General features: G+C 59.5%; 16 protein-coding genes. 7 read left to right on the forward strand and 9 right to left on the reverse strand.

The genetic code is table 11. From position 1 onward, the window contains the following. Positions 1-15 precede the first annotated feature (15 nt). A complete protein-coding gene (locus ACR0NT_RS06180; protein WP_170671893.1) occupies positions 16-843 on the reverse strand; it encodes a hypothetical protein in 828 nt (275 codons plus the stop codon). Between the two features lie 266 nt (positions 844-1,109). On the opposite strand from ACR0NT_RS06180, the gene ACR0NT_RS06185 reads away from it, so the two are divergent. Further along, the gene (locus tag ACR0NT_RS06185; RefSeq protein WP_170671895.1) at positions 1,110-2,006 is read left to right on the forward strand and encodes an FkbM family methyltransferase; all 897 of its coding nucleotides are present in this window, start codon (positions 1,110-1,112) and stop codon (positions 2,004-2,006) included. A gap of 87 nt (positions 2,007-2,093) precedes the next feature. Here ACR0NT_RS06185 and ispG read toward each other — a convergent pair whose 3' ends face one another. The 3 genes from ispG to hemA all read right to left on the reverse strand — a co-directional run bounded on the left by ispG (position 2,094) and on the right by hemA (position 5,847). Then, entirely contained in the window at positions 2,094-3,215 is a 1,122-nt protein-coding gene (gene ispG, locus ACR0NT_RS06190) for a flavodoxin-dependent (E)-4-hydroxy-3-methylbut-2-enyl-diphosphate synthase (protein WP_170443426.1), read from the reverse strand. A gap of 71 nt (positions 3,216-3,286) precedes the next feature. Then, entirely contained in the window at positions 3,287-4,495 is a 1,209-nt protein-coding gene (locus tag ACR0NT_RS06195) for a helix-turn-helix domain-containing protein (protein ID WP_170671897.1), read from the reverse strand. A gap of 128 nt (positions 4,496-4,623) precedes the next feature. Further along, entirely contained in the window at positions 4,624-5,847 is a 1,224-nt protein-coding gene (gene hemA / locus ACR0NT_RS06200) for a 5-aminolevulinate synthase (protein ID WP_170443422.1), read from the reverse strand. 323 nt (positions 5,848-6,170) lie between these two features. Here hemA and ACR0NT_RS06205 point away from each other — a divergent pair, with 323 nt between their 5' ends. Next, positions 6,171-7,559 (forward strand): M20/M25/M40 family metallo-hydrolase, encoded by a 1,389-nt coding sequence (locus ACR0NT_RS06205; RefSeq protein WP_170443420.1) that lies wholly within the window; start codon positions 6,171-6,173, stop codon positions 7,557-7,559. Between the two features lie 138 nt (positions 7,560-7,697). Here ACR0NT_RS06205 and lpdA read toward each other — a convergent pair whose 3' ends face one another. Then, a complete protein-coding gene (gene lpdA, locus ACR0NT_RS06210; protein ID WP_170671899.1) occupies positions 7,698-9,092 on the reverse strand; it encodes a dihydrolipoyl dehydrogenase in 1,395 nt (464 codons plus the stop codon). Positions 9,093-9,307: 215 nt separating this feature from the next. Between lpdA and ACR0NT_RS06215 the strand changes: the two genes are divergently transcribed. Next, a complete protein-coding gene (locus ACR0NT_RS06215; protein WP_170671901.1) occupies positions 9,308-9,742 on the forward strand; it encodes a hypothetical protein in 435 nt (144 codons plus the stop codon). Here the strand turns inward: ACR0NT_RS06215 and ACR0NT_RS06220 are convergent. The 4 genes from ACR0NT_RS06220 to ACR0NT_RS06235 form a co-directional block, all read right to left on the reverse strand. After that, positions 9,739-10,317, reverse strand: coding sequence for a DUF924 family protein (locus ACR0NT_RS06220; RefSeq protein ID WP_170671903.1), 579 nt, complete (start codon positions 10,315-10,317; stop codon positions 9,739-9,741). The two genes, ACR0NT_RS06215 and ACR0NT_RS06220, sit on opposite strands and share 4 nt — an antisense overlap. A gap of 94 nt (positions 10,318-10,411) precedes the next feature. Continuing rightward, the gene (locus ACR0NT_RS06225; protein ID WP_170671905.1) at positions 10,412-11,698 is read right to left on the reverse strand and encodes an MFS transporter; all 1,287 of its coding nucleotides are present in this window, start codon (positions 11,696-11,698) and stop codon (positions 10,412-10,414) included. Between the two features lie 114 nt (positions 11,699-11,812). Continuing rightward, positions 11,813-12,859: a tRNA preQ1(34) S-adenosylmethionine ribosyltransferase-isomerase QueA gene (gene queA / locus ACR0NT_RS06230; protein ID WP_170671907.1), complete on the reverse strand. Its 1,047-nt coding sequence runs from the start codon at positions 12,857-12,859 to the stop codon at positions 11,813-11,815. Between the two features lie 31 nt (positions 12,860-12,890). Continuing rightward, positions 12,891-16,271 (reverse strand): YhdP family protein, encoded by a 3,381-nt coding sequence (locus tag ACR0NT_RS06235; RefSeq protein ID WP_480442747.1) that lies wholly within the window; start codon positions 16,269-16,271, stop codon positions 12,891-12,893. A gap of 68 nt (positions 16,272-16,339) precedes the next feature. On the opposite strand from ACR0NT_RS06235, the gene ACR0NT_RS06240 reads away from it, so the two are divergent. From ACR0NT_RS06240 to ACR0NT_RS06255, 4 genes are all read left to right on the forward strand, one after another. After that, positions 16,340-16,801, forward strand: a complete 462-nt coding sequence (locus tag ACR0NT_RS06240; protein ID WP_170671911.1) for a peroxiredoxin — start codon at positions 16,340-16,342, stop codon at positions 16,799-16,801. 85 nt (positions 16,802-16,886) lie between these two features. After that, positions 16,887-17,702 carry a ferritin-like domain-containing protein gene (locus ACR0NT_RS06245; RefSeq protein WP_170672444.1) on the forward strand — a complete coding sequence of 272 codons (816 nt, stop codon included), beginning with the start codon at positions 16,887-16,889 and terminating at the stop codon, positions 17,700-17,702. 179 nt (positions 17,703-17,881) lie between these two features. Beyond that, complete coding sequence (locus ACR0NT_RS06250) at positions 17,882-19,207, forward strand: DUF5930 domain-containing protein (RefSeq protein WP_170443405.1); 1,326 nt, start codon at positions 17,882-17,884, stop codon at positions 19,205-19,207. Beyond that, positions 19,197-19,697, forward strand: a complete 501-nt coding sequence (locus ACR0NT_RS06255) for a polymer-forming cytoskeletal protein (RefSeq protein WP_170443403.1) — start codon at positions 19,197-19,199, stop codon at positions 19,695-19,697. Before ACR0NT_RS06250 ends, ACR0NT_RS06255 begins: the two co-directional genes overlap by 11 nt. Positions 19,698-19,732 lie beyond the last annotated feature (35 nt).

Here is a 19,732-nt window from a genome sequence, read left to right on the forward strand (position 1 = left end):
CCGCCCCTTGCCTTTCTACAGTCCAGACAATTGTTCGGCTCGGGCGACGTACTTGTCGTCAAACCGAGCAAACCCATCATCCAACCAAAACCGAAAACTGGCCATAGGCGACATGCGGTCAAAACTGCGCGTGGTCTGCATGTCGGTGCCGGTAGATGTTTCTTCGAACGTCCGCGTCATTCTTCCGCTTGAGCCGTTCGTGCCCTCTTTGGAGCTCATTGCCTTAAAGCGCACTCCTAATTTCACTCCAAGTTCAAACTGTTCTATGGTTTGCAACTCTTCAACGCGGCTCAGGTCGTCGACCTGCGAGACTTCCAGAAAACTCGCGCCCGGCTCCACCCATTCGATCGACACCGTGTTCTCATCTCCGTAGGTGTCCACTGTATCAGGTGTCACGACAAGGAATGGCCAAAGCTCTTCGGGTGCGAGGCGAGTTCTGACTTTGCTGTAAAATGTCCTGCTGCGAGCCGGAAAGAACCGATCCACCCAACCGCCACCGTAAACAGCAAACGTCAACTGACAGATCATAATGGCGACGACCAAAAAAAAGAATTCGGTGAAGCTGCTGTCCGATTTCTCGATAACCAGGAATATGCAAATTACCGGCAACGAAAATGCCACGGACTCCGTTGCCGTACGAACTTTCGGGAACAACAGCGCGATGGCCATCAGCACAGGCGTCAAGAGCAATAGGAATGCTACTGCGCAAGCCAACTGAAAGGGTATTCCAAACACAACACGGTCTTGGTTGATACCGGCGACAAGCCCCGCGACGAACATCATCAATGCAATAGCGACCAGCCTGCGTCTTTCCCGGAATAGGCGGCGTCTCAATGAAATCATAGAACACTCCAATCAACTATAGCGTGTTCTTGATCCGCAATTGAGGCGCGAGTTTGACAGACATGGGGTCAATGCCCTGACAAACGGTGTTTTGCAAATTCGGCACCCAAGTCAGGATGACCGAACGCCCGGTAATCAGCAGTAATCAGCGCATTTTCTGAACGGCCCGCCAACTAAGTTTCAAGTTCACAATTTTTGTGTTGAACGCTACTTTGGTCTCGGGCATTGAACGCACCAAAGTAATTGATCCAAAGCCAGAGGCACAAATGAGCAATAACACAAAATCTGGTTTGTCCCGTGCAGCCGCCAAGGTGCGCCAGGCTGGCCGTGTTCTTCGCGGAAAAAACAACGCTCAAAAAACCGCACCCCTGAGCAACATACCCGAAGTCAAAACGGCCGCTGAACCGGCGTTTCCGCCCGCGGATCAGGGCATCATCGTCGATATCGGCATGAATGACGGTACAGACTCGTATTACTATCGCAAAAGGGGTTTCCAGGTCATTTCTGTTGAGGCCATTCCCGACCTTTGTGCAGAGGTGTCCAAGAAGTTTGACGAGTTGGGTATCGATGGTATCGACATCAAAAATTTCGCGATCACCGACTCGGATGCGGAAGAAGTCACATTTTATGTGAACAAGTTTGACACCGAGTGGAGTTCGGTCGACGAAGAGATCGGAAGCCGGGCGGAAGGTGCGGAAAAGATCGTCGTACCGGCGATTGACGTCTCGAAGCTGCTTAAGGATGTTTCGAAACAAATCCGCTATGCCAAGATCGACATCGAAGGGCTGGACAGCGTTGCCCTGGCACAAATCATGTCATTGCCTGATCGTCCCCCATATATTTCGGTCGAGAATGGCAGTTCGGACATGCTGCAGACTCTGTATGAGAACGGGTACGACAAGTTCAAGTTCTCCAACCAGAAGTACACGCATTACCAGACTATTCCGCGTCACTCACCGCACGGCAAGGTCTTTGACTATCAGTTCCCTGACGGGGCGTCCGGCCTGTTCGGAGAGGACCTAGAAGGCGAATGGCTGTCTTATGAGGACGCAATGAAGGTTCAGAAAGGTCTGAACCTCGCTGCGCAGAACGCGCCGAACAACCTGTTTGCGGTTGTCATCGGCTGGTTTGATCTGCACGCCAAGCATTCTTCTGCCAAGTAACACTGTCAGCCCCGCCCTTTTGGGCGGGTGCTGGAAATTCTGCCGTGCCGTGTTCGCAATACCCGGAACGGTGGGCATGCCAGATGCCTATTCGGCCGCTTCCTGTGCCGCGTCCAGTTCTGCCGCTTTTCTCTCGACCTCTTCGACGATGTGATCGATCATCTGGTCGTTGGACATCTTGTGGCTGGCTTTGCCCGCCAGGTAGACCATACCCGACCCGGCCCCACCGCCGGTAAAGCCGACATCGGTCATCAGGGCCTCACCCGGGCCGTTCACAACACAACCGATGATCGACAGGCTCATCGGAGTTTTGATGTGTTCCAGCCGCTGTTCCAGCGCTTCGACCGTCTTGATCACGTCGAACCCCTGCCGCGCGCAGGAGGGGCACGAGATGATGTTCACGCCGCGATGGCGTAGGCCCAGAGATTTCAGGATCTCATAGCCGACCTTGACCTCTTCGACCGGATCGGCGGACAGGCTGACCCGGATCGTGTCGCCGATCCCCATCCACAGAAGGTTGCCCAGACCAATCGCGGACTTGATGGTGCCGCTGACCAGCCCCCCCGCTTCGGTGATACCCAGATGGATGGGCGCGTCAGTGGCCTCGGCAATGCCCTGATAGGCGGCCGCCGACAGGAAAACGTCGCTGGCCTTGACGCTGATCTTGAAGTCGTGAAAGTCGTTGTCTTCCAGAATGCGGATATGCTCCAGACCGCTTTCGACCATCGCCTCGGGGCACGGCTCGCCGTATTTCTCAAGCAAGTGCTTTTCCAAAGAGCCCGCATTCACCCCGATCCGGATCGAGCAATTGTGGTCGCGCGCGGCTTTGATCACCTCTTTGACACGCTTTTCGTCGCCGATATTGCCGGGGTTGATCCGCAGGCAGGCGGCACCGGCCTCGGCGGCCTCAATCCCGCGTTTGTAGTGGAAATGGATGTCGGCCACGATCGGCACGGGGCTTTCGCGGACGATCTCTTTCAGGGCCTTCGACGACGCCTCATCCGGGACAGAAATGCGCACGATATCCGCGCCCGCTTCGGCCGCCGCCTGCACCTGCGCGATCGTCGCCGCCACATCGGTCGTCAGCGTATTGGTCATCGTCTGGACCGCGATAGGGGCATCGCCACCAATGGCAACGTCACCAACCATGACCTGACGGGATTTGCGGCGATAGATATTGCGCCACGGACGAACGTGATTGAGCGACATGAGGACGGGTCCAAGACAGCCTGAGTTGGGTCTTTAAATAGTCCGCCTAAAGGGGCATCGCAATGGCTAGATCACTCGGCGGTGTCTTCGGTGTCCTGCGCCTGAAACTCGGCGACCAACTGCGTGATGGTGCTGTTCTGCTCGGCCGGAAGATCTGCCACGGCATAGGTCTCGGCAACCGAATCCTTGGACAGAACCACGCCTTTGGCGACAGTCCCCGGTGCACCAGCAGGCCCGTAGTGTTCGCCGTTCATCGTGAAGAACACAGACCCCGACGCGCCCGCGCGCAGCAGAGGCGGTTCTTCGGTCAGGGGCACTTCGAACACACTGCCCTGTTCGACCGTGCCCAGAGTACCTTCGAAAATCACGCTGCCATCAGCAGCGGTGACCCGCATCCAGGCTGGGTTGACCGCAACGATCTTGAGCGTTGTATCGATCTGCTCGACCACCTGCGGCAGCGCCGGGCGTTCAACGGTGTGAATCTCGGCCACTTCGACCTTGGGCAATTCCTGCGGCTGGAATGTACCGACGGTGCGCGGATCAAGCGTGGAAATCGGCGCGTCACGGGCAACCAGTACCGGAACGTCCAGAGCTTGCGGGCGATACAGACGGTCCAGAGCCTCGGCGCTAGGGGTTTCGGCGACGGCAACCTCGGTCGTGGCAGTGCCAGCGGTGTCCAGCGGATCAAGGTCGGACAGAACCACCGGGGCTTGTTCAACCGGGCTGACCTGCACTTGCTGGATCTTGTTCAACACCGACCAACCGCCATAGCCAATGCCACAGATGACGGCAATCAGCACAAGCGACGAGCCAATCGCCCGCGGCTCAATCTGACTGACAAGGGATTCCTTGCCCGGAACAAAGGGCGTGTTGGGCGAAATGAAGGGATCGCGGCCCATCGGCCCCCGCGCGGGCAGACCGCCCGCAGGTTTACGGACAACCGACGCCTCTGCCGACATGCCATGCGCGACCTCGAACCCGCTTTCCTTGCAAAAGGCGGCAAAAGTTTCATCCGGGTTCATCCCCAGGTAACGGGCATAAGAACGCACATACCCGGCGATGAAGCCGGGTGTGTCGAATGCCTCGGGATCGGCGTCTTCGATGGCGGCGATATAGTTGGCCTTGATCCGCAATTCCCGCTGCACATCCAGAAGAGACTTGCCCATGGTGGCGCGTTCACCGCGCATCCTGTCGCCAAGCCGTACCTCATAATCGTCATAGCCCTTCGGCCTGACGTCGGTATCATCTTCGGAATCGCGCTGAGATCTGCGCCCAATCATCCCTGCTGCCCCATTCTGCCTGCGCGTGTTTCGCGCCAACGGCGAATCATTCCACTAACGATTCGTCCGTTAATTTTGTTAGCCTAAGCTTAACACGCGGCAAACACGATGCACACTTTAGCGTGAGATTAACCCGCAAGTTCGGCGCGATTTAGCGCACAATGTGACCAAAGTTCGTCCATAGCCACCACCAGACGGTTCATTTCGTCCGGCCCGTGCACAGGCGACGGGGTAAAGCGCAGGCGCTCGGTCCCGCGGGGCACGGTCGGGAAATTGATCGGCTGCACGTAAATGCCAAAGTCATCCAGCAGCCGGTCGCTGAGGATTTTCGTGTGCACCGGGTTCCCCACGATCACCGGCACGATATGGCTGCCGTGGTCGATCAGCGGCAGGCCCAGCCCCTTGAGCCGCAGCTTGAGGATTTTGGCCTGGGTCTGGTGTTGCTCACGCAATTCAGGCGCGGTCTTGAGATGCGCGACAGACGCCGCTGCCCCCGCCGCGATCGCCGGCGGCAACGAGGTGGTAAAGATGAACCCCGGCGCATAAGAGCGTACCGCATCACACATTTTCTCACTGGCCGCAATATAGCCGCCCATCACCCCATAGGCCTTGGCAAGCGTGCCGTTGATGATGTCGATGCGATGCGCCAGATTATCACGCTCGGTCACACCGCCGCCGCGCGGGCCGTACATGCCAACCGCGTGAACTTCGTCGATATAGGTCAGGGCGCCGAATTCGTCGGCCAGATCGCAAATCGCCTCGATCGGGCCGAAATCGCCGTCCATTGAGTACACCGACTCGAACGCAATCAGCTTGGGCGCTTTGGGATCGTCCGCTTCCAGCAGTTCCCGCAGATGCGCGACATCATTGTGACGGAAGATACGCTTGGCGCCACCGTTGCGACGCACGCCTTCGATCATCGAAGCGTGATTCAGCGCGTCGGAATAGATGATAAGACCGGGGAACAGTTTCGGCAGCGTGCTCAGCGTCGCGTCATTGGCGATATAGGCGCTGGTGAACAGCAGCGCGGCCTCTTTGCCATGCAGGTCCGCCAGTTCAGCCTCAAGTTGTTTGTGGTAGACCGTGGTGCCCGAGATGTTGCGCGTGCCACCCGATCCCGCTCCGGCTGCCTCAACAGCTTCGTGCATCGCGTTCAGAACAACCGGGTTTTGACCCATGCCCAGATAATCATTGCCGCACCACACAGTGATGTTCTGCTGCGATCCGTCCGGACGCGTCCGCACCGCATGCGGGAAATGGCCGTTCCGGCGTTCGATATCGATGAAAGTCCTGTAACGTCCTTCATCATGCAGCCTGGCAATCGCTGTATCGAGCTGAGCAGTATAGTCCACCGGTTTCTCCTTACCTGCCCGACCAATGCCGCCACCGGCCGGACATCCTGTTCTGACGCCTGCGTCGGACGAATCCGAGTGAGCGCCGACGCGTTCCCCTGTGCCCATCACGTATAAACAACATTGGGATCACATATTTGATTTGCATCAAATATCCCGTCGTACTTGCTCCGACAAGTAAAGTTACGGCTATCGGACGCGAGGAAACGACGCAGGCCTGTGCCAGCGTTTCCGATATTATATCATATTCCCGCCAAAGCGCACTGGACGGCGCCGGTGGCGCTGATAGGGTTCCGCCAAATCTCAAAAAGCAGGAGACCCCCATGTCGCTGGACGCTGTTCTGAACCGCATCGACGCTGATCTGCAAACCTCGATCGACCGCCTGATGGAACTGCTTCGCATTCCGTCGATTTCCACTGACCCGGCCTATAATGCGCAGGTGGATCAGGCCGCCGACTGGCTGGTGACCGACCTGCAAAGCATCGGCATCACCGCCGAAAAGCGCGAGACATCCGGCCACCCGATGGTCGTTGGCCATGTCGGAGAAGACAGGAACGCGCCGCATGTCCTGTTCTACGGGCACTATGACGTGCAGCCGGTCGACCCGCTTGAGCTGTGGAACCGCGACCCCTTCGACCCGACCATCGAAGACACCGACAACGGCCCGGTCATTCGCGGTCGCGGTTCTTCGGATGACAAAGGCCAGTTGATGACATTTGTAGAGGCCTGCCGAGCATGGAAAGCAGTGCACGGCACCCTGCCCTGCCGCATCACCTTTTTCTTCGAGGGCGAAGAGGAGTCCGGCTCTCCTTCCCTGGTGCCGTTCCTGCGCGAAAACGCCGCCGAGTTGAAAGCTGACCTGGCACTGGTTTGCGATACCTCGATGGTGTCGCGGGGCGTGCCGTCGATTGCCTCGCAGCTACGCGGTATGCTCAAGGATGAATTCACCATCACCGGTCCCCGCATCGACCTGCACTCGGGACATTACGGCGGCCCCGGCCTGAACCCGCTGCGGGAACTTTCGAAAATCGTCGCCTCGTTCTATGATGACGAAACCGGGCGTGTGGCCGTCGAAGGCTTCTATGAAGGTGTCCACGAAGTGCCGGACGACCAGCTGCGCCAATGGGAAGGCTGCGGTTTCGACGAGGCCGAATACCTAAGTTCCGTTGGTTACTCGCAGCCACACGGCGAAAAGGGATATTCAACGCTGGAACAGCAATGGGCCCGCCCAACGCTCGAGGTCAACGGCCTGTGGGGCGGCTACAACGGTGCAGGCTCAAAAACAGTGATCCCGTCGCAGGCGCATTGCAAGATCACCTGCCGCCTCGTCGGCGACATGGACCCAGACGCCCTACGCAACAAGGTCCGCAAACACGTGGAAGAGCGCCTGTCGACTGATGCCACAGTCGAATGGGACAATGACCTGGAAGGGTCACCCGCCTCGGTCATGAACCTCGAGCGCCCCGAATTCGAAGCCGCCCGCGGCGCGTTGTCCGACGAATGGGGGCGCGAGGCCGTATTCACCGGTATGGGCGGATCGATCCCGGTTGTGGGTTACTTCAACACCGAGCTCGGGTTGGATTCGATGCTGGTCGGCTTTGCCAATGACGACGACGCTATCCACTCACCGAACGAAAAATACGACGTGAAAAGCTTTCACAAAGGCATCCGGTCCTGGGCCCGCATTCTCGATGCGCTGACGAATAAGTAAGCATTTAGCGAGGCTCTGCCTCGCGCTCCGGGATATTTTCGGACAGATGAAGTGCGGATCCCCTGCTTCATCTGTCTATAAATATCCCGGGGGAGTCGCCCAAAGGGCGGCGGGGGCAGAGCCCCCTAACCGCGCTGATCACATGTGAATGACCTTGCCGTAAGCGTCCAGAACGCTTTCGTGCATCATTTCCGACAGTGTCGGGTGCGGGAAGACCGTGTTCATCAGGTCTTCTTCCGTGGTCTCCAACTGACGGCCAACCACATAACCCTGAATCATTTCGGTCACCTCGGCGCCGATCATATGTGCGCCCAGCAATTCACCCGTTTTGGCATCGAAAACCGTCTTGATCAGGCCTTCAGGCTCGCCCAAAGCAATGGCCTTGCCGTTGCCGATGAAGGGGAAGCGACCCACTTTGATGTCATACCCCAGCTCTTTGGCTTTCGCCTCGGAATACCCGACCGAGGCCACCTGCGGCTGGCAATAGGTGCAGCCCGCGATGCTTTCGGGTTTCACCGGATGCGCATGTTTGCCTGCAATCAGTTCGGCCACCATGACACCTTCATGGCTTGCTTTGTGCGCCAGCCACGGCGCGCCCGCGATGTCGCCGATCGCATAGAGACCTTCGACACCGGTCCGGCAGAACTCGTCGGTCACCACATGGGTGCGGTCGATCTTCACGCCCAGAGCTTCCAGCCCCAGGTTCTCGACATTGCCCACGATGCCAACGGCCGAGATGACGGTGTCAAAGTCGTGTTTCTCGACCTTGCCTTTCACCTCGATATGCGCGGTGACCTTGCCCTTGGCGCGGTCCAGCTGCTTGACCATCGCTTTTTCCATGATGGTCATGCCCTGCTTGGTAAAGGCTTTCTTGGCAAAGGCGCTGATTTCGGCGTCTTCGACCGGCAGTACGCGGTCCATGACCTCGACAACAGTCGTATCGGCGCCCAGCGTGTTGTAGAAGCTGGCGAATTCGATGCCGATCGCGCCCGAGCCGATGACCAGCAATTTCTTGGGCATCCGCGGTGGCTGCAGCGCATGCTTGTAAGTCCAGACCAGATCACCGTCCGCCTCGAGACCCGGCAGTTCGCGCGCCCGCGCGCCGGTGGCCAGAACGATGTTCTTGGCAGTCAGGTCCTCGGTTCCCTTGTCGGTCTTGACCGAGACCTTGCCCTTGGCGGGGATCGTTGCCTCCCCCATCACCACGGTCACTTTGTTTTTCTTCAGCAGGTGGCCAATGCCGCCCGAAAGCTGCGCCGCCACACCACGAGAGCGCTTGACCACAGCGTCCAGATCATAGCCGATCTTGTCCGCCTTCAGACCGAAATCCTTGGCGCGTTCCATCAGGTGGAACACTTCCGAAGACCGCAGCAGCGCCTTGGTCGGGATACAGCCCCAATTCAGACAGATACCGCCCAGATGTTCACGCTCAACCACGGCAGTTTTCAGGCCCAGCTGTGCCGCGCGGATAGCCGCCACATAGCCGCCCGGACCGGCGCCGATTACGATCAGATCAAAAGATTGTGCAGCCATGGTTTCCTCTCGGCACAGGTCGAATGAAATTTAGTTTACCATTAAACTAATTTTCACAACGCATCAACACGCCTTACCCGCGACAAAAGCGACGCAAGGTCAACGACACCAGTTTCTGCGGATTTCAGCCTATACCGCACAAGTCTCAATGGCTAGAACATAGGGGCCGGGTCCGCCCGTTCATTCCTTAACACAAGTCATTCGAAAGGCTTACCATGGCCAAAACACTAAAGGATCTGCTGATTGCTCTGCTCAACGCCACCCTTATTCTGGTGGCGCTCTGCCTGTTTTTGGGGTGGAAACTGGCCTCGACCGTGGAAGGCATTACCACGGTTTTCGAGGAAAAACTGGAGATTGTTGCCCCCCTCAAGGATGAAATTCGCGGTGTTCGGGGCGAGCTTGCCGCCCTGCGCAGCGATCTTACCGAACTTCAGGCAGACGGCGCCGTGACGGATATCGCCGAGAGAGTACGACTTTCCACCGCATTAGTGACGCTGGATAATCTCGAAGCGCGGATGCAGGATTCTCAAGCCCGCATCAAGGAAATCACCGAGTCCCCGGACACGCTGATCAGCACCGCCATAGAAAAATCGGCCGACGTGGTCGCCGACCGAATTATCGCAATTCGGGGATGTGTGCCGTCGTCCTAGCCGCCAGCTTGCAGTTCACGCACCGTGGCACCGTATCCGCCCATGTCGACATAGGCCGCTTCGTGCTCGGTCATCGGGCGTTCCAAAGCTTCGTTGCGATAGGGGAACCGTCCGAACTTGCGGATCACCTCGCGATGCGCCCGTGCGTGCAACAGATTGCTTGGATCGCTGTCCGTCATGTTCTGGCACATCAGGCGAACACAGCGTTCCTGGTCGCACAGGTTTTCCGAGTGCATCATCGGCAGATAGAAGAACTGCCGCGCCGGTTCGTCAATCTTGAGGTCCCACCCCTTGTCCACCGCGCATTTGGCGGCCGACAGGGCCGCGCGATCTGACGAGAACGCCTTGGCGCTGCCGCGGAACATGTTTCGCGGGAACTGATCCATCAGAATGATGTAAGCCAGTACCCCGCTGGGATAGGTCAGCCAAAGAGAAAACTTGCCTTCATTCGCGGCTTCCCAGGTGGTCAAAAACCGTTCGCGAATTTTAGCATCCAAGGCGTCGTCTTGCAGATACCACCCCTCGGGACCGACCTCATCCAACCAAAAACTCAATACGTCTTCAGGCCCTACCATTGCCCTAACTCCGTCGTGTTGCCCTCCCCAGGGACGTAAGGTCATTTAATGACGTTTTACAGATTTGTAACAGTAAAAAATTGCAACACTTGCGTCATAATCTTGTGTCATGGGCAATATCTTGCGTTTCCTGCTCGGCTTCGGCGGCCTCAATAGCGACTTCCTGGGCTACCTCAAGCGCGACCGGAGAGGCCGTCGGGTAGAACGGCGACATCGTTCCGGTCTCATCAACTGGGATCGCAGCCCGTTGCGTCGTGCGGTAAAGCGCATAGGCCGCCATCGTGGCCAGCAACGCGGCGATGAACAGGAAAAAGCCCGGAGGGCCAAAGACAGCGTCCCCCATAAGCCAACCGGTGATCAGCGGCCCGGCAATGGCGCCAAGTCCGTTGATGAACAACAGACCGCCCGACGCAGCAGCCATGTCTTCGTGGTCGAGAAAGTCGTTCGCGTGGGCGATCAGCAGCGAATATAGCGGGTTCGACATACCACCGATCACAAAGGCCGCCCCCAGCAGGATCGGGAAGGTCAACCCGAACAGCATGCCCACCACGGCAGCGCACGCCCCTACACCCGCAACCAGCATGATCAGGAAACGGCGGTCCATGCGATCCGACATCCAGCCCAACGGATACTGCAGCACCAGGGCACCGATATAAAACGCCGCGACAAAGGTTGAGATTTCCACCAGCGTCAGGCCCGCACGGGCACCATAAACCGATGCCATGCCAAACTGGGCCGAGAACACTCCGCCCAAAAGGAACATGCCGACACAGCCCAGCGGAGAGCTATTGAACAATTCGCGCAGGGTCATCGGCTTGGTTGTGTCAAACGCCGGTGTGGGCGAAATCGACAGGAGAATGGGGGCAAAAGAAACCGAAACCAGGATGGATGCGATTACAAAGGTGTCAAACCCGGCCGGGTCGCCCAGCACCACCAACCCTTGGGCGCTGATGATGCCGGTCATCTGAAAGATCATATACAGCGACAGCGCCTGACCGCGGTTTTCGTTGCTGGCGGCGTTGTTCAGCCAGCTTTCGGCGGTGACATACACGCCGGAAAAGCAGAACCCGATGACGAAACGGCCCAGCACCCAGACAATCGGATTGGTCATCAGCGGGTAAAGGATCATGACCGCCGAGATGAACGAGGCCAGCGCCGCGAACACCCGCACATGCCCGACCCGCCGGATCATCTCGGGCGCAAGGCGCGATCCGCCCAGAAAGCCCATGAAATAGGCCGACATCACAAAGGACATCTCAAGCGTCGAAAAGCCCTCGATCTCGCCCCGGACACCCAGAATCGTACCCTGCAGGCCGTTGCCGACCATCAGAAGCCCCATACCAAGAAGAAGCGCCCACGCGCTGGAAAGGACCTGAAGCATTGGGGTCTCCGTATTATTTGCCGACCGGACTTAAGGATTCGTTTTGATATGAAAAACGGCTTGGAACCCGCTTGTCTACGACATTGCGGGGACGCGATCCCGACATCGCGCCCTTTACGGGATCAAAAGCGACGCATCGCCATATGAGAAGAACCGATATTTCCGTTCAATCGCATGGACATAGACGTCGCGCATCCGATCCTGTCCCATCAGCGCCGAAACCAACATCAACAATGTAGATTTTGGCAGGTGGAAATTGGTCATCAGCGCGTCGGTGACGTGGAACTGGAAGCCGGGATAGATGAAAATGTCGGTGTCGCCCTCCCACGGTTCGATCTTACCCGAGCGCGCCGCGCTTTCGATCAGCCGCAGCGCCGTGGTGCCGACCGGGATGACCCGCCCGCCAGCGGCTTTGGTGGCGCGGATTTCCTCGACCGCGCTGGCACTGACCCTGCCCCATTCGGCGTGCATCTTGTGCGTGGTCACATCCTCGACCTTGACCGGCAGGAAGGTGCCCGCGCCCACATGCAGGGTTACATGGCTGAATGTCACGCCGCGCGCCTGAAGCGCCTGCATCAGCGCCTGATCGAAATGCAACGAGGCCGTGGGGGCCGCAACCGCGCCCGAGTTGCGCGCCCAGATCGTCTGGTAATCGGTCTTGTCCTGATCGTCCGCCGGGCGTTTGGCGGCGATATAGGGCGGTAGCGGCATCGCGCCGGCCTGTTCCAGCGCGGTATCGAAATCGTCACCTGTCAGGTTGAACCGCAGATATGCCTGCCCGTCCTCAACCCGGTCCAGCGTGGCACTGAGGTCATCAGAGAACTGTATCTCTTCGCCCAGTTTTACCTTTTTCAGCGGTTTGATCAGCGCCGCCCATGTGCCATCGGCCTGCGGGTCCAGCAAGGTGGCCTCAATCGCGGCAGACACCGGCCCCTGCGCGCTGTTTCGGCGACGGCGGCCGTTCAGGCGCGCCGGGATCACGCGGGTGTCGTTCAGCACCAGCCGATCGCCGGGTTGCAGCCAATCGGGCAGATCGAACACATGCGCGTCCGTCACCGCATCGCCGTTGGCCACCAGCAAACGCGCCGAGGACCGCGGGTTGGCGGGCCGCGTGGCAATCAGGTCTTCGGGCAGGTGGAAATCAAAATCGCTGAGTTTCATGGCCGCGCCATACAGCGCCCTCCATCCTAGTTCAACGGTCTGATGCGGGTGCCCCGAAAGTTCGTTTCGGCTTATCCGGTTTGACCGGCACTGCGTTTGGTCCGTCGGTGACCTTGGGTGGAGGCGCCCTCAGCAAATTGCGCAGGAACAGCGGTGCCAGACCCGAGAGCGGATTGACCGAAACCTTCGGCTGCCGCAACGGCCCGGTCAGGGTGTAGTTAAAGCCAATGATGCCCTCACCTTTCTTGGTGAAGACGCTGCCGATCGCATTGACCAGATAGATCGGAGAGATCGCACCGCGCAGGTTCAGCAGTCCGTTAACCGTGTCGATGGTGCCGTCAAAAGACAGGCCCATCGATGGCCCGACCGCACTGCCGCTCAGAACCTTGACCTGCGTTGGCGTGATCCGCATCCGGCTTTCGATTGTAGCGAAAAAGATGCCCTGCCCGGCCATTTCATCCAGCAGACCCACAAGGCTGATGGCATTCAGCAGCGCAGCCATCGCCGGGGCGTCCTTGATGCGGGTATTGGAGATTTTCAGGTTCACGTCGTAATTGCCGGGGCCCGCGACCGGCTCCAATCGCAGATCCATTCCCCCACCACGCGCCTGCGTGATCATACCGGCCGATCGCAAAACCGCCCCTGCATCGCCCGAGGTCAGCTTCACTGCACTGCGCCCTGCGCGCGGCGAGACCTGTCCGCGCACCGCAGCACCGCCGTTGACATTGGCGGTGAAGGCACCGTTGACACCCCCGGTGGTCTGAAAGGTGCCCTTGAATCCGGTCAGGGCTATGGTCTCGGTGACTTGCAGACGATCCAGCGCCACATCCAGCCTGGGTCCGGGGCCGGACGCACCGCCTCCGCCGCTACTGCCGAAATTCGCGCGCCCAAGGTTCATTACGCCGCCCAGCACACGGATGTCCGGCACAGAACCACCGCTATTGACCAGCTCGGCGGGTACCGCCAGCCAATTGCCCAGATCGAACGAGCTGAACTGCACACGGTCGAAATCCCCGTCGCGGAACGAAATCGATGCTGTGGTGCGCAACCCGGCGGCGTCCAGCTTAAGCTCATCTACCCGCAGGTTGCTGCCCAGCGTCGCCGCGACGGTCATCGTGCCGGTCGTACCTGCCCCCTTGCGCCACCCCAGCTCCGGAATGGCCAGTGCGATACCCGCCAGATCGGACGACGCCGTTAGTTTCGGCGGTGTCCCCGCACCGATACCCAGTGTGATGTCAGCTGTACCCTGTCCGGTCAGCATCCCCTTTGGCAACCCGGCTTTCAACTCGGTCATCAGGCGGGGGGACAGTTCGATTTGCCCGGTCAACTCGCTGCGCTGCGGTTCGGTGCCGCCGATGGGTTGGCGCCATGCGGCCCGAAGCGGAACATCGCCAAACAGCCCGTTGCCCGAAACCTCGACCCCGGTCTGGTCGCCTTGCAACTCCAGCCGCGCCGCACTGACAGAAAAGCCGGGGACCAGCTTGTCGCTTTGCACATCATCAACGTGACCCGCAAAGTGGAATTCGGTTTCTTCGAATTTCAGGCCCTTCTTCATCGGCAGAGACAGCGTTCCGGTCAGGCTCACTGCGCCGTCTGCCAGATCAACCGGCAGGTTTGCCTTGGTCAGCAACTCAAGCGGTGGCCGGTCAAGCAGCGACATTGCCGCCGTAACGCTGCCCTTGGCGGCGATCCGGGTGACCGACGGAGACACCCCCTTGATGCCCGTATCGGGGATGATGAACGACGTGCCGGTGGCATCAATCGCACCGCCCTGATCGGCGATGACCTCGCCGGATTCCGCCGTAGCCGTGAACCGGCGGTTGATCAGACTGGCCTGCCCCTGCGCATCAACAAGCGGCGGCAAGGTCTTGGCAAATCTGATCTTTGCCTGATCGAACCCGAAATCCAAATAGATCTCGGGCTTGTTTTCGGGCCGCAGGCGCAAGGCAAAATCAACGTCCGAGAACTGCCCCTCATAAAGGTTGTCCGCAACCCAGAGCCGTGGCTTTGGCGCCAGACGCTCTGGCCAGTAGTTCAACAGCTGATCCGCGTTCATGTGGTCCAGATGCGCATCCACCTGCACCGCCCAGCCCTCTGGTTCACCCGTCAGCTTGCCCGATCCCAGCAGTCTGTAGTTGGCGTCTTGAACCATGATCTGACCAAGGTGCAGCTCGAACGGGGCCAGTTTCATCTGCATGTCCAGTTCCGCCCGCGCCAGTTTCAGCGATTCTGGGAAGAGGTTGGCCGGGTTGATGTTGATGCTGCTAAAGCTCAGCTGCGAGGTCAGGCTTTCCAGCGCGCCATTTTCGATCCCGTTCAGAAAGGCTTTGCCCTCGCCCTGAAATGCCCCCCAGGCCGAGACCACCGACACCTCGTTGAAATCCAGCTCCTGAAGGTGGGGGGTGTAGGTGAAATAGGTGCTGGCGGACTCGAACGGAATCGGGCGGGTCTCTTGCGTTGGCTGTACCGCGCCCGCGCCAAGGTTCAGAGTGGCAAAGAGCGGACCCAACGCGGCATTGCCGTCAACACTGCCGCGCAGCGCGCCCGAGATCGGCGCCTTGAGGACCTGTAACCACGACAGTGCAAGGGTCTGACCGGCAAGGTCTTCGGCGGGCAGATCGGTTATCGCTACGCCGAACCGTGCCTCGGGCGTGCCCAGAACACTGGTGTAGTTCGCCTCGATCGAACTGGCATAGTCGCGCCCAGTCAGAACCGAGAATCCGGTGGCCAGATGCATTTCGTCACCGCTGCGGGTGGCCGTGATATGGCCGCCGTCAAACACCCATGCGCGGCCCAATCGCAGGTCCTTGTAGTCAAGCGTCAGGGATTCAAGTTCGACCGAGCGCAGCCCTGACAGGATCGGGGACAGAAACACATCGTCCGACTGCTCGATCAGTTGCGCTAGATCCGGGGCTTCCTGTACCGGGGCGCTGCCCGACCCGACGGTCAGCGACAGGGCCCCGTCCAGACCTCGGGTCAGGTCAAATTGCGCGCCCCGCACAGTGATGCGGCGCGGGCGAATCTGACCCCGCAGCAAACCACGCATGGACAGCCGAGTGCGCAAGTCCGAAACCCGCGCGATCTGCTGCCCGGCGGCGTCGCTGATCGTTACATCCGTCAGTTTCAGACGCGGCCGCCAGTCTTCGTTGACGATGAAACTGGCGTCGCCAAAGCTGAATTTCAGCCCACCCAGGCTTTGCTCCAGCCGTTTTTCGACCTTGTGGCGCACCCATTCCGGTGCGTGCAGGTTCTGGCCGAACAGAAAGAACCAGCCCGCAAACACCAGCAAGCCAATCGACAGACACGTCCAGATGGAAAAATGCGCAGCAATACGACGCTTCGAGCGGCGGCGCCGGGGTTTCCCGGGCTGCGTCGCACTTTTGTCTTCGTGCTGCACCAATTTTTTATCCACGCCTTCCAACCCGCTTGCGCCGCCCTATGATGTCGGGCAGCCCTTAAAAAACTTTAGCGGAGTTTCCAATGCCCGACGTTTCAGACATCGCCCCTGATTTCACTTTGCCCCGCGACGGAGGCGGCGAGGTCACCTTGTCGGCCCTGCGCGGCGGCACCGTGGTTCTGTTCTTCTATCCCCGTGATGATACGCCGGGCTGCACCAAGGAATCCATCGGTTTCTCGGAACAACTTCAAGCCTTTGCCGATGCCGGCGCTCAAGTTTTCGGCATCTCGCGCGATAGTGTTGCCAAGCACGACAAGTTTGTCGCCAAACACAGCCTGACCACGCCGCTATTGTCGGATGAGGGCTCCTCGGTCTGCGAGGATTACGGCGTATGGGTCGAAAAGAACATGTACGGGCGCAAGTCGATGGGGATCGAGCGTTCGACCTTTGTCATCGATGCCGAGGGCAAGATCGCCCGCGTCTGGCGCAAGGTCAAAGTGCCCGGTCACGTGGATGAGGTGCTGGAGGCCGTCCGCGCCCTGTGACCCCTCTCGACCACGGTCGCCATCCGGTCTAAGACCCGCACACTTGACCAAGCGGAGAAACCCGGTGTCGAAAACACTGACCCAGATGGCGACCGAAGTTCTGACCACGGCGGATGGGCGGGGAAAAACCGCCCTGTCCAAAAGTCATGCCGCCGCGTGGTTCGCGTCGCGCAAGGGCGAGGCCCCTGCGATTGAGATCGGCACCGCGACACCTCCGCTGCAACCGGCGCGACCGGACCGGCCCGAATTGCTGTCTCCGCGCGAGGTCCCGAAACGCAAGCCCGGAACCGAGGCCGGCCGCATCGCCCTGCTGCACGCCGTTGCTCATATCGAGCTGAACGCGGTGGACCTGCATTGGGACATCATCGCCCGCTTTGGTCACGTACCGATGCCCATCGGCTTCTATGACGATTGGGTCAAATGCGCCGAGGAGGAATCGCGCCACTTCGAGATGGTCTGCGATTGTCTGGAACGCATGGGCAGCCACTATGGCGCCCTGCCCGCCCATGCCGGCATGTGGCGCGCCGCCGAGGACACTGCCGAGGACCTGATGGGTCGGCTGGCCGTGGTTCCGATGGTGCTTGAGGCACGCGGGCTGGACGTCACCCCCGGCATGATCGACATCTTCCGCAAGGCCAAGGATGACGGGGCCATCGCCGCGCTTGAGGTCATCTATGCCGAAGAGGTCGGCCATGTGGCCTATGGCTCGAAATGGTTCCATTTCCTGTGCGGGCGCGAAAATGCCGACCCCAAGGACGTGTTTCACCAATTGGTACGGCGCTACTTCCACGGGGTGCTGAAACCCCCGTTCAACGAAGAAAAACGCGCCGAGGCCGGGTTGCCGCCTGACTTCTACTGGCCGCTGACCGAAGACCTGCCACCGCCCGGAACCGCGCCATAAACGCGCTCAACTTGACGTTATCGGCAATTTCCCGCCGAGAATTGGCGGGAAATACCGGCTTTCTTGTGTGAACTGGTTAACAAACTTGCCCAAGGCACAAGTGCCCTCTATGCAGTTCGCCCAAGGGACGGACATCACTCACAACCGGTCCCGATCTTGGGGATGAGAGGTGAAGACGCGTGCGAACACGTCTGGCAATCAAACTACACTCACTGTTCGAGCGGTATTTCCCGGAACGCCGGGTCTTTCTGAAATCCGATAACGACACGCGGTTCATCCGGCTCAGTTCGGAAACGCAGGTCGCTGCCGTCGCCGGTGTTGCGGTGATCGTTGGCTGGACAGCGGTCGCCACGGCGATCCTGCTGATGGACAGCATCGGGTCGGGCAACTTCCGCGAACAGGCCAAACGGGATCAGGCGACCTATCAGGAACGTCTGAACATCCTGTCCACTGAACGCGACGCCCGCGCACAAGAGGCACTGGCCGCGCAAGACCGGTTCAACGCTGCGCTGAAACAGATTTCGGCGATGCAGTCGGAACTGCTGGCCTCGGAAAATCGCCGCCGCGAGCTTGAGACCGGGATCGAGGTCATCCAGACCACCCTGCGCGCGACCATGAAACAGCGCGAAGAGGCCCGCACCGAACTGGCCAGCGTACAGGTCGAGGCCGATGACGGCGAAATGTACGTCACCGCTCTGGCCACCCCCGAACAGATGAACTTTATGACCGAGGCACTGGCCCGCACCGCGCAAGAGCGCGACCAGATCGCGGCCGATGCCAAGGATGCCCTGGACCAGCGCGACGAACTTGAGCTGGAAATCCAGCTGATGCAGGAACGCAGCGACGAGATCTTCCGCCAGCTGGAAGAGGCGATGGTGATCTCGGTCGAGCCACTGGACAAGATGTTCCGCCAGGCCGGTATGCCCACCGACCGTATTATCGAAGAGGTCCGCCGCGGTTACAGCGGTATGGGCGGACCCCTGACCCCCATCTCATTCAGCACGCGCGGCGAGGACCTGACCCCCGACGAGATTCGCGCAAATGTTCTGCTGCAGCAGATGGATCAGTTGAACCTGTACCGCCTTGCCGCCGAGAAAGCGCCGTTCGCCAATCCGGTGAAGACCGTGGTGCGGTTTACAAGTGGTTTCGGCACCCGCCGCGACCCGAAAACCGGCGGACGGCGTATGCATAATGGCGTCGACTTTGCCGGCCCACAGGGCACGGACATCTACGCCACCGCAGACGGCGTGGTAACACATGCTGGCTGGCAATCCGGTTTCGGGCGGCTGGTCAAAATCCGCCACGCCTTCGGAATTGAGACACTTTACGCCCATAACACCAAGATCCGCGTCAAGGTTGGTCAAAGGGTCTCGCGCGGGGATCATATTGCTGATATGGGTAGCACCGGACGGTCTACCGGCACGCATCTGCACTATGAGGTGCGCGTAAACGGAAAACCTGTTAACCCAATGACTTACATCAAGGCTGCGAGAAATGTTTTCTAAGAGCAAAATCAACGAGCCCGGATCCAATGCACCCGAGGCGGCGAAACCTGCCGCTCCGGCCACACCGGCGCCCCCTGCACCGGCGGAAACCAAGGCCAGCACCGCGCCCAAGCCCAAGCCTCCGGCATCGGTTCTGTCCTCGGACCTGCACATCACGGGTAACCTGAAGACCACCGGCGACATTCAGGTCGAAGGCACCGTCGAAGGCGACATCCGCGCGCATCTGCTGACCATCGGCGAAACCGCCACCATCAAGGGTGAAGTCACCGCCGATGACGTCGTGATCAACGGCCGCATCGTGGGCCGTGTGCGTGGTCTGAAAGTCCGCCTGACCTCGACCGCACGTGTCGAAGGCGACATCATCCACAAAACCATCGCCATCGAAAGCGGCGCGCATTTCGAAGGTTCGGTGCAGCGTCAGGACGATCCGCTGAACCCGGGCCGCAGCGCCAAGGCGGGTGCCAACCCGGCGGCCGAGGTCAAGCAGTAACGCTGACCCGATATCCGAATGATCAAACGCCGCCG

It is taken from the genome of Ruegeria sp. AB10, from assembly GCF_056542745.1.